9 protein-coding genes and 1 pseudogene are annotated in these 9,610 nt (G+C 68.8%); 4 read left to right on the top strand and 6 right to left on the bottom strand.

All coding sequences use genetic code 11. The features are described from left to right. Nucleotides 1-398: 398 nt before the first annotated feature. Together ACZ43N_RS26700 and ACZ43N_RS26695 are read left to right on the top strand one after the other, a co-directional pair. A complete protein-coding gene (locus ACZ43N_RS26700) occupies nucleotides 399-968 on the top strand; it encodes an RICIN domain-containing protein (RefSeq protein WP_468100966.1) in 570 nt (189 codons plus the stop codon). A 322-nt stretch (nucleotides 969-1,290) separates the two neighbouring features. Then, the gene (locus ACZ43N_RS26695; RefSeq protein WP_468100981.1) at nucleotides 1,291-2,577 is read left to right on the top strand and encodes an acyltransferase family protein; all 1,287 of its coding nucleotides are present in this window, start codon (nucleotides 1,291-1,293) and stop codon (nucleotides 2,575-2,577) included. Here ACZ43N_RS26695 and ACZ43N_RS26690 read toward each other — a convergent pair. The 4 genes and pseudogenes from ACZ43N_RS26690 to ACZ43N_RS26675 all read right to left on the bottom strand — a co-directional run bounded on the left by ACZ43N_RS26690 (nucleotide 2,567) and on the right by ACZ43N_RS26675 (nucleotide 6,161). Further along, nucleotides 2,567-3,136, bottom strand: coding sequence for an RICIN domain-containing protein (locus tag ACZ43N_RS26690; protein ID WP_468100964.1), 570 nt, complete (start codon nucleotides 3,134-3,136; stop codon nucleotides 2,567-2,569). The two genes, ACZ43N_RS26695 and ACZ43N_RS26690, sit on opposite strands and share 11 nt — an antisense overlap. A gap of 337 nt (nucleotides 3,137-3,473) precedes the next feature. Then, nucleotides 3,474-3,856, bottom strand: a pseudogene (locus ACZ43N_RS26685) (LysE family translocator); the annotation flags it as partial. 123 nt (nucleotides 3,857-3,979) lie between these two features. After that, nucleotides 3,980-5,098: a fatty acid desaturase family protein gene (locus ACZ43N_RS26680; RefSeq protein WP_468100963.1), complete on the bottom strand. Its 1,119-nt coding sequence runs from the start codon at nucleotides 5,096-5,098 to the stop codon at nucleotides 3,980-3,982. 7 nt (nucleotides 5,099-5,105) lie between these two features. Continuing rightward, a complete protein-coding gene (locus ACZ43N_RS26675; RefSeq protein ID WP_468100962.1) occupies nucleotides 5,106-6,161 on the bottom strand; it encodes a ferredoxin reductase in 1,056 nt (351 codons plus the stop codon). Between the two features lie 88 nt (nucleotides 6,162-6,249). Between ACZ43N_RS26675 and ACZ43N_RS26670 the strand changes: the two genes are divergently transcribed. Then, nucleotides 6,250-7,389, top strand: a complete 1,140-nt coding sequence (locus ACZ43N_RS26670) for a PucR family transcriptional regulator (protein WP_468100961.1) — start codon at nucleotides 6,250-6,252, stop codon at nucleotides 7,387-7,389. 455 nt (nucleotides 7,390-7,844) lie between these two features. Then, nucleotides 7,845-8,363, top strand: a complete 519-nt coding sequence (locus ACZ43N_RS26665; RefSeq protein WP_468100959.1) for a hypothetical protein — start codon at nucleotides 7,845-7,847, stop codon at nucleotides 8,361-8,363. Nucleotides 8,364-8,381: 18 nt separating this feature from the next. Here ACZ43N_RS26665 and ACZ43N_RS26660 read toward each other — a convergent pair whose 3' ends face one another. Together ACZ43N_RS26660 and ACZ43N_RS26655 are read right to left on the bottom strand one after the other, a co-directional pair. Next, on the bottom strand, nucleotides 8,382-9,161 hold the full coding sequence (locus tag ACZ43N_RS26660) for an enoyl-CoA hydratase/isomerase family protein (protein WP_468100957.1): 780 nt from the start codon (nucleotides 9,159-9,161) through the stop codon (nucleotides 8,382-8,384). Beyond that, nucleotides 9,158-9,574 (bottom strand): Zn-ribbon domain-containing OB-fold protein, encoded by a 417-nt coding sequence (locus tag ACZ43N_RS26655; protein ID WP_468100956.1) that lies wholly within the window; start codon nucleotides 9,572-9,574, stop codon nucleotides 9,158-9,160. Before ACZ43N_RS26655 ends, ACZ43N_RS26660 begins: the two co-directional genes overlap by 4 nt. Nucleotides 9,575-9,610: the final 36 nt, after the last annotated feature.

Raw genomic sequence — 9,610 nt, 5'->3', positions numbered from 1 at the left:
GGAGGGTGCTCACACCGTGCTCGGAATTCTTTACGCGCTCCCCCCCCCCCCCCCCTCACTGCCCACCCCGAGCTCGTCCCCCCCGTCCCCCACCACCCCCCCCCGACCAGTTCAGTGCGCGACCAGTTCAGTGGGGGTAGCCGCGGGCACCGGGGGGTCAGGACCGTGCGCTGCCGGAAGCCGCCGCCCCGGGGACCGCGAGTTGCTGCACATCGGCCCGCGCACGGGCCGCGCACGGACCGCTCGGTGAAATACGGGTGCTTTCCCTCAGTCAAGAAAGCGCTTTCGGCCGTTTCTCCAGATGATCTAGCGGTTCACTCGGGGCCTTTGGTTGAGTACTCCCAGTCATAACAACGCCACCAGACGTGGGGAGATGTCTCATGGGTACATCGCGCACCATGAAGGTCGTCACGGTCGTTGCGATCGGAGCGTTAATCGGGGTGGCCAGCCCGGCGCTCGCTTCGGCACAGACGCCGAGCGGTTCCTGGACCCCGAACCCACTGTCACTGTCGAAGCTCGAAGGACAGGCAGCAGCAGCCCCGATCGTCGGGCTCAGAAACGCGAAGTCCGGCAAGTTCCTGCAGCCCACGGGCAACAGCACGGCGAACGGCGCCAAAGTCGTCCAGCAGCCCGGAAATGATCAGAATTCCTCGCAATACTGGGACATGATTCAGGACGGCGACTACTTCAGCTTCGAGAACGGCCGCTCCGGCAGGAACCTGGGGATCGATGGCGCCAGCACGGCCAATGGTGCGGAGGCGATCATCGCGAACGGGTCCGGTGACACGAACCAGGACTGGGTGATCGTCCCGGTATCGGGCGGCCAGACGGACGACGCCAGGCTGCAGAACCGCAAGAGCGGCAAGTGCCTGGGTATTTCCGGCGCCAGCACCGCCAATGGTGCACAGGCTGCCCAGTTCACCTGTGACGGGTCGGAGAACCAGCGCTGGATTCTCGACTTGCTGTGATCTTGCGTTCTTCCCGTCTGCCCGGTCAGGAGCGATCCGCTCGTTCTCAGGAGCGCTGCTGGCCGGGTTCGTTGTCAGGGAGTGCTCTGGGGCGGTTGAGGCGATACGGGAGTGCCGACGGCGGCGCAACAGGGATCAGACCCTCGATCAGGTCCAGACGCGGTTCAGGGCGCGCCGGTGGCATGGCGGCTGAAGCGGTAGTCGACCATTTCCAGGGCACTTCGGACCGGCATCGGATGCCTCGGCCACGGCCCTCAACGACCGCAAGATCCTTGAAGGAGTGGAACTGAACACCCGAGATCGTCGGCACGTGAGTACGGGTATGAAGCCCTCGTTACCGGCGCCGCCCCGATCAACCCTGTCCGGTTCGTCGCGGCTCGGCTGGCTCGACGCGTTGCGCGGCATCGCGGCGCTGGTCGTGGTGTTCGACCACTCGTCGTATTCCTTCATGGCCGAGTTCCGACGGGAGTTGATGCCGGAGTTCAACACAAGCCGTTACGGCATCATGGTGTTCTTCCTGGTCAGCGGCTACATCATCCCTGCTTCGCTGGAACGGCGGGGCAGCGTGAGAATGTTCTGGGTCGGCCGTCTCTTCCGCATCTACCCTCTGTGGGCGGCCGTCGTGACGGGCATGATGGCAGCTGCGGCGCTGGGCGTGGCAGAGGTCCGCGACTTCGACGGACAGAACGTCGCCTCGGTGGCCGCAGCTCATCTCATGCTGTTCCAAGAGCTGTTGGGAACGCCCAATCTTCTGCTCGTTCTCTGGACACTCTCGTACGAGATGGCCTTCTACCTGCTGGTCGTTGCCCTCTTCACCGTCCGCTCGCACCAGCGGTCCGTCGCGGTCGCGGTCACCTTGGCGGCGCTCGCCGCGCTGAGCGTGGCAGCGGGGTTCGTGCTGCCGGTCTCAGCCCTCTCGGATGCCCTGGGCACAGGCCGACTCATCGCACTCACGTCGGTCGTCATGGTGGCAGCCATCTGCTGCGCGAGCTTCGGGTCGGCCGCGCTGCGAGTGTTCGGGGGGGTGCTGGGCGGGGCCCTCGCCCTGATCCTGGTCGCCTTCAACGGCACGGTCCCGGTGTGGGAGGGCCTGGTGATCCTCGCCGTGATGTTCCTCGGTACGGCGGTTTATCGGGCGGATACCGGTCAGAGCAGGTGGGCGTACGCGGGGTGCGCAGCCGCTGTGGTGGTCGCCTGCGCGATCGGGAGCGCATACGTCGACGGCGACGGGGGTCACTTCACGCGACGCGCGTGGATCATGTCCTTTCTGCTGGCCGTGGTCACCTTCGGCGTCGGCCTGTCGCTGCGCCGTCGGCGGATCCCGCGTCTGCTGGCGGGACTGGGCACGATCAGCTACTCGGTGTACCTCGTGCACCCGTTGCTGCTGGCGGTGAGCGACAGCACGATCGGCCGTCGGCGGCACGACGACCTTGTGCTCGAAGTCGCCTTCTACGTCGTGCTGTTGCCCCTCTGTGTGCTGACCTATCGCTACGTCGAGGCACCGGCCCAGAGATGGGGACGGAATCTGGCGCGCCGTGACGCCCCGGACCGGCCGGTGTCCGGGGCGTCGTCAAAGGCAGAGCGAGCAGGCCGAGTGGCTAGCGGGTGATCAAGGACCAGCCCTGATTGGTCGAGCCGTCGCAGCCGAACTGGGCGGCTACGGCGCCGTTGGCGGTGCTCGCGCCCGAGATGCCGAGGCACAGTCCGCTCTTACGGTTCTTCAGCTCGAAGACGGTGTCGTTGCGCCAGTTGAGGGTCCAGTCCTGGTTGAGGTCGCCGGACGGGGTCGCCTGGATGGCCACCGCGCCGGGCGAGGTGCTGGCGCCGTTGATTCCGGCGTTCAGACCGGAGTTGTCGTTCCAGAAGGTGGTGAAGGAGCCGTCGGCGACGAGCCACCACGACTGCCAGGCGCCCGAGGAGAGGGGCTGCTGAACGAGATTGGCGCCCACGGAGGTGCTGCCGCCTGAGGGCTGAAGGTACTTCTGGGACTTCAGGTTGCGCAGGCCCAAGGGCTCGGCGGCAGCCTTGGCCTTGATGCTGGAGGATGTCAGGGGCGCCGGCTCGCTGCTCTTGGGCGACTGGGTGTCGGCGAGCGCGGGACTGGCCACAGCCAGCAGGCCGCCGACCATGACCGCGGTGATGACGTTCCTGCTTCGTCTGGTGCGCATGCAGCATCTCCTTACCAGTGGTGCTCCTGGGGTGACCATGAGTACTCAATCAGGCCGCCGGAAGGATTCGCTAGAGCGTTCGAGAAGATCGACTGAGAGCGCTTTCTTGACGGATGCATGGCGCGTGTGCGGGCCGGATTCGGCGGTGGTGGGGTACACCCGATACGAGCGGGTCGAAGTAGCTCTCCAGATGAACGCCAACCAGCGCCAAGACCCGCGGTCTCAGGAGGGCTGAGCCGCAACGCCGCACGAGTTCGGCTTACTGGAGAACGTCCCTCCGGTTCACGGCGAGGCTGAAAACGGCTGCTCCCGTAGGCCCTTGGTGCCTGCCCGGGCCGCGTCGACCGCCCTGTACGGCTCCCGTACCGGTGACGGCGGCGTGCAACGAACCACTCTCGCGCCGGGCCTTGACGCCGAGATGGACCAAGTAAGCGGCGCCCGCCAGCTTGAGCACCGTGAAGACAAAGCCGAGCGTTCCACCAGCGACCCGGCCCCGAACGCCATGGCCACGAAGCACATAGGCGCCGATCGTGTTCCCCGCGACCGTGGTCGTGCGGCACGGCGTCCCTGCGCCGGCGCCCGCCCGATCACGAACAGCACGCTGGGGCCGGGAATCACGATCAGCAGGAACGGCATGGCGGCGAAGGCGATAAGACGGTCGGCAGACACCGTGAAGCCCGTGCAAGCACGGGGGATTCGTCCTTCCAGCCGATCCCTCATCCCCGTCCGACCGCCTGGGTGGGGCCGCTTCACGTTCCTGCGGCCCCGCGCCGATCTCGTCGCGCGTCGGTTCGTCGGCCCCTTCGCTGCGCCGTGCCGGGAGTCCTGAACCGATACCGGGAATCAGGCGGCGATGAGCTCCTTCTCGTGGTCCGGCGTTGTGACCTTGGGCCTCTTGTTCGGTAGCGAGAGCCGGAAGACCTTGCGCCAGGCGGAGAACACCTGCTTGGGCAGCGGCCCGGTGACGTACTCCAGCTCATACTTTTCGAACAGCGCGCGTACCTTCACCGCGACCTCGGCGTACCGGTTGCTCGGCAGGTCCGGGAACAGGTGATGCTCGATCTGGTGCGACAGGTTGCCGGTCATGAAGTGCATGGCCCTGCTGCCGCTGATGTTCGCCGAGCCCATCATCTGGCGCAGGTACCACTGGCCGCGCGTCTCGCCCTTGATCGACCGGCGCTCGAAGACCTGCACGCCCTCGGGGAAGTGCCCGCACATGATCACCGAGTGGGACCAGACGTTGCGGACCAGGTTCGCGGTGAACGTGGCGGCGAGCGTGGTGAGGAAGGACGGGCCCGACAGCAGCGGGTGGATCACGTAGTCCTTGAGCACCTGCTTGCGGATCTTGCGGCCCACGGCCTTGGCCCGCGCGCGGAACTCCGGGTTGTTGCGGCGGCGCTTGCGCAGGTTCTTGCCGAGTTCCAGGTCGTACGCGGCGATGCCGTACTCGAAGAAGCAGGCGTTGATGAAGTTCCACAGCGGCTGGCCGAGGTGGAACGGGCGCCACTTCTGGTCCTCGTCGACGCGCATGATGCCGTAGCCGAGGTCGTTGTCCTTGCCGATCACGTTGGTGTACGTGTGGTGCAGCTCGTTGTGCGAGTGCTTCCACTGGTCGGCCGGTGAGACGTGATCCCATTCCCAGGTGGTGGAGTGGATCTTCGGATCCCGCATCCAGTCCCACTGGCCGTGCAGGATGTTGTGGCCGATCTCCATGTTGTCCATGATCTTCGCCACGGACAGACCGGCGGTGCCGATGAGCCACGCGGGCGGGAAGAACGAGAACAGCAGCACGCCCCGGCTGACCAGCTCCAGCTTGCGCTGCGCCGAGATGACCTTGCGGATGTAGGCGGCGTCCTTCTCGCCGCGGCTCGCGATCACCTCGTCGCGGATCGCGTCCAGCTCGCGGCCGAGCTCCTCGATCTGCTCCGCGGTCAGGTGGGCGGTGGGGTCGATGGCGGTCAAGGTGCTCCTACCGTTCGATGTCACAGGGGCCCGCCGCGGCGGACACGCAGGTCTGGATGAGGACGCCCGGCTCGGCCTCGGTGATCTCGCCGGTGCGCAGGTCGCGGACGGCGCCCGCCTTGAGCGGCGTGACGCAGCCGAAGCAGATGCCCATGCGGCACCCGGAGGGCATGAGCACGCCGGCCTCCTCGCCGATGTCCAGCAACGGTGTGGCGCCGTCCGCGTCGACGGTCCTGCCGGTGGCGCTGAACGTCACCTCGCCGCCTTCGCCGGCGACGACGATGCCGGGGCGGAAGCGTTCGGTGTGCAGGCGTTCTCGCACGCCGTGCTCGGCCCAGTGCTCTTCGGCGGCGTCGAGCAGGCCCGCGGGCCCGCAGGCCCAGGTCTCGCGCTCGGCCCAGTCGGGCACGAGTTCGCCGAGACGGGCGATGTCGAGCATGCCGTCGGTGTCGGTGTGCAGCTCGATGAGACGCAGCTTGTCGTCCGCGACGAGGTCGTGCAGTTCGTTGCGGAAGATCACGTCGTGGGGCTGTGGCGCGGAGTGGACCATGACGACGTCGTCGAACTCGGTGTCGCGCAGCATGCCCATCACGGGCGTGATGCCGCTGCCGGCCGTCAGGTAGAGCACCTTGGCGGGCTTGGCCTCGGGCAGCACGAAGTCACCGGTCGCCTGGTCGAGCTGGATCAGCGTGCCCGGTTTCGCCCTGCGGACCAGGTGGTTGCTGACCTTGCCGTCCGGGATCGCCTTCACGGTGATCGTGACGCGGCCGTCCTGGCGGTTTGTCGGCGAGGTGATGGAGTAGGCACGCCACAGCCGCACCCCGTCGACGTCGACCCCGATCCGCACGTACTGACCGGCTGTGTGGCCGCGCCAGCCCCGTCCCGGTCTGATGACGACGGTCGCGGCGTCACCCGTCTCGGGGTGCACGGCCTCGATGCGCCCACGCAGGTCGGCGCCCGCACGCAGCGGGCTGACCAGGTCGAGGTAGTCCGACGGCAGCAGCGGCGTCGTGACCATCTCCAGCAGTTTCCACGCCCTGCTGCGGAGGGCTGTACTCGTCATGACTCCAGCTTGCTGCGCCACTGGGCGTAAAGTCCTGACCGCAGGATGTGAATCTGGTCGGCTGAATTGTTCGCAGGGAATAAGAGACGTGAGCCATGCCATGCGGAGGGTCAGCGAACTGGCCCTGGATGAGACGACGGTCACCGCGCTTCGGGCCGCGCTGAAGACCACCGCCGACGAGGTCGTCCAAGCGATCATCGACGAGGTCCCGCCCTACGCCAACGCCCTGTCGGGTCACATGGGCGCCACGATCCGGCGAGCCGTCCGCACCGCCCTGGGGCACTACCTGGACCTGGCGAGCGGGAAGGCCACGGGCGGCGACGCCGGTGACGCAGCCTACGAGCTGGGCCGCGGCGAGGTGCGCGACGGCCGTTCGATGGACGCTCTGCTCAGCGCCTACCGCGTCGGCGCCCGCGTGGCCTGGCGATGCCTGGCAGCGGGTGCCGTACCCGCAGGTCTGCCCGCCGCCGAGGTCGCCAAGTTCGCCGAGCTGACCTTCGCCTACATCGACGAGCTCTCCGCCGCGAGCGCCGCGGGCCATGCCGACGAACTGGCCGCCCGCGGCCGGGCCCACGAGCGCCACCTTGAACACCTGGCCCGCGACCTCCTCGCCGGCGCGAGCCCGGACGTGCTGCTGGCCTCGGCTCAACGGGCCGGGTGGCAGCCTCCGGTTTCCCTGACCGCGGTGTTGCTGCCCGCCGCCCAGGCACGGCCCGCCTACCGCGCGCTCGACCCGAGCACCCTCGTCCTCGACGACCTGCCGGACGCCACCGGTGTGCTGCTCGTTCCCGACGCCGACCGATCACACCTCCTGCGGCAGTTGACCGACCGCACCGTCGTGGTCGGCCCGGCCCGGCCCTGGACTCGTGCGTCCGCCTCGTACGCACGTGCCGTACGCGCGCGCACTCTCTCCTCTGACATTCGCGACACCGAGGACCACCTGCCCGAGCTGGTCCTGAGCGCCGACATGGACGCGCTCGCAGACCTGCGGGCCCGAGCCCTCGCACCGTTGCGGACCTTGCCTGTCGCGACCGCGCGGCGGCTGGAGGAGACGTTGCGGGCATGGCTGCTTCACCACGGCAGGCGCGACGAGGTGGCGGCGGCGCTGTTCGTCCATCCCCAGACCGTCCGGTACCGGATGTCGCAGCTGCGGGAGCTGTTCCCGGATCTCGCATCACCACACGGGGTCCTCGAACTGACGCTGGCGGTCGGTCTTCGGGGCAGTTGACGCGTACTTCGACCGCTCACGACCGCGTCCGCGAGCGGTCCGGGAACAGTGCCTCGCTCTCGGTGTCGTCGGCTGGTTCACAGGCCCGGGTGCCGTGGGCCTTGTCGGCTGCCAGGCTGTCCGGCTTGTTTCGCGGTCCGGCCCGACCGGGGGCGGCAGCGGCCGTCCGCACTCACATGGAGCTTGCCGGTCACATGATCGGCCGGATGCGTCCTCGTTCGGCGGGCGGGGTCGGTGGTGTTCATGCATGCGCTGGACGGGTGCAGGCGGCGATATGCTCGGCCGGCCACCGTGAGGTATGGGCTCGAAAGGACCGGCGGCCCCGAGTGGCCCGCGACCGCTTGCCCCCGGGCCTTGGCCGAATCGCTGCTATCGTGTCGTGCACCTGCCAGCAATGTGCTGGTGTTTCGCCATTTCGGCACCCATATCACAACGTTTCAACGGGGGTTGAACACGTGAAGTCCCGTCACATCCGTGCCGTCGCCGTCTTCGGTATCGCCGTCATCGCCCTCACCGGAGCCCGCGGCTCCCACGGGGCCGGCTGCTCGGGCGGCTCGTCCTCGTCCAGCTCGTCCAGCTCCAGCGGCGGCTCCAGCAGCTCCGGCGGCTCCGACAGCACCTCCTCCACCACCTCGGGCGGCAGCAGCACCGTGGGGACGGGCGGCTCGTCGAGCTCCAAGCGCGGCGCCGCGAGGGACCTGAAGATCGAGACCTGCACCTACGACAACGGCCTCGTCTCCCGCGTCCGCGCCACCAACAGCAGCTCCACCGCCACGTACTCCTACACGTTCGACCTGGAGTTCACGGACGCGAGCGGCTCCGTCCTGCACACCGCCGAGCACAACCTCATCCCCTCGGTGCCGCCGGGCGAGTCCGCCACCATCGACGTGAAGGCGCCCGCCGGCGCGGTCGAGGACGGCGGCGCGAGCGGTGGCAGCTGCAAGCTGACCGACCTGGAGCGCTCCTCCTTCTGAGCCCTGTGCCGGGCGGGCTCACCGCACCTGGAACCCGCCCGGCCGGCGCCCGGCGAACAGCTCCGACTGCCGGTCGGCCGGGAGGTTGCCCAGGGAGATCAGGTGCGGGGCGTACGCGAGAGCGTGCGCCCGCGCCGCCTCCCGGGCCGCCCAGCAGGCCCGTACCGTGCCCTGGACGGCCTCCGCCGGATACCCGGCGACGACCTCCGCGCACCGCACGGCCGCGGCCACCGCCCCTCCCGGTTCCGTCACCTCCGACACCAGCCCCACCTCGTACGCCCGGCGCGCCGACATCCGCTCGGCACTGCCCATCAGCGCCATGCGGGTCGCCTCCCCGACGGGCATCCGCTGGGCCATGAGGATCGACTCGAAGGCGCTGACCATGCCGTACGTGGTGTGGGGGTCGAAGAAGGTGGCCGTGGAGTCCGCGATCACGAACTCCGCCTCGCCCAGCAGATAGAAGGCGCCCCCGCAGGCCATGCCGCCCACGGCCGCGATCACCGGTTTCCAGAGGTCGTTCGTCTTCGGGCCGATCGCGATCAGCGGATCGTCGATCGAATAGGGGGAGTTCGGCTGGGGCACGCCGGCCGCCGTGTCGCGGTCGAGGCCCGTGCAGAACGCCCGCCCGCCCGCGCCGGTGACGACGACGGCCCGCACCGTGTCGTCGAACCGCAACTCCCGCCAGGCGCGGCCCAGTCGCCCAGCCATGTCCGCGTCGATCGCGTTGAGCTTCTCCGGGCGGTCCAGGGTGAGCAGTGCGACGCCCGTGTCCTTGTCGGTGGTCAGGCGCACGGTCATGGCCGCTCCAGTACCCACTGGGGCAGGCCCGTCGGGGTGAACACGGCCTGGACACGCGCCCCGATCCGGATGCGGTCGGCGGGCACGGAGTCGAGGCGGGCCCCCGCCTCGCTCACCAGGTTGCCGACGAGCCGGATGCGCGGGGCGTCGGCCAGCTCGACGAGGATCACGTTGTACGGGGCCTGCTCGGCGTAGTCCGGGAGCAGGGGCGGGTGCGGCAGCACGTACGACCAGATGCGGCCACGGCCGCTCAGTGGCCGCCACTCGACGGCGAAGGACCGGCAGTGCGGGCAGCAGGGCCGGGGCGGGAAGCGCGGCTCGCCGCAGTCGGCGCAGGACTGCACCCGCAGTTCACCCCGGGCGGCGTACTCCCAGAAGGGCGCGCCGTCGACGTCCACGACCGGTGTCAGCATGCTTTCGGCTCCCTCGCTCGTCCTTCTCCGCGCGGC

The organism is Streptomyces sp. NPDC030814 (genome assembly GCF_055572155.1).
Note: the sequence above shows the minus strand (reverse complement) of the source record. Positions and strands in the feature narration are given on the sequence as shown.

Bases quoted from the DNA above. Each gene is read 5' to 3' on its own strand.
- ACZ43N_RS26700 (WP_468100966.1), top strand. From the start codon at position 399: ATGAAGGTCGTCACGGTCGTTGCGATCGGAGCGTTAATCGGGGTGGCC.
- ACZ43N_RS26695 (WP_468100981.1), top strand. From the start codon at position 1,291: ATGAAGCCCTCGTTACCGGCGCCGCCCCGATCAACCCTGTCCGGTTCG.
- ACZ43N_RS26690 (WP_468100964.1), bottom strand. From the start codon at position 3,136: ATGCGCACCAGACGAAGCAGGAACGTCATCACCGCGGTCATGGTCGGC.
- ACZ43N_RS26675 (WP_468100962.1), bottom strand. From the start codon at position 6,161: ATGACGAGTACAGCCCTCCGCAGCAGGGCGTGGAAACTGCTGGAGATG.
- ACZ43N_RS26660 (WP_468100957.1), bottom strand. From the start codon at position 9,161: ATGACCGTGCGCCTGACCACCGACAAGGACACGGGCGTCGCACTGCTC.
- ACZ43N_RS26655 (WP_468100956.1), bottom strand. From the start codon at position 9,574: ATGCTGACACCGGTCGTGGACGTCGACGGCGCGCCCTTCTGGGAGTAC.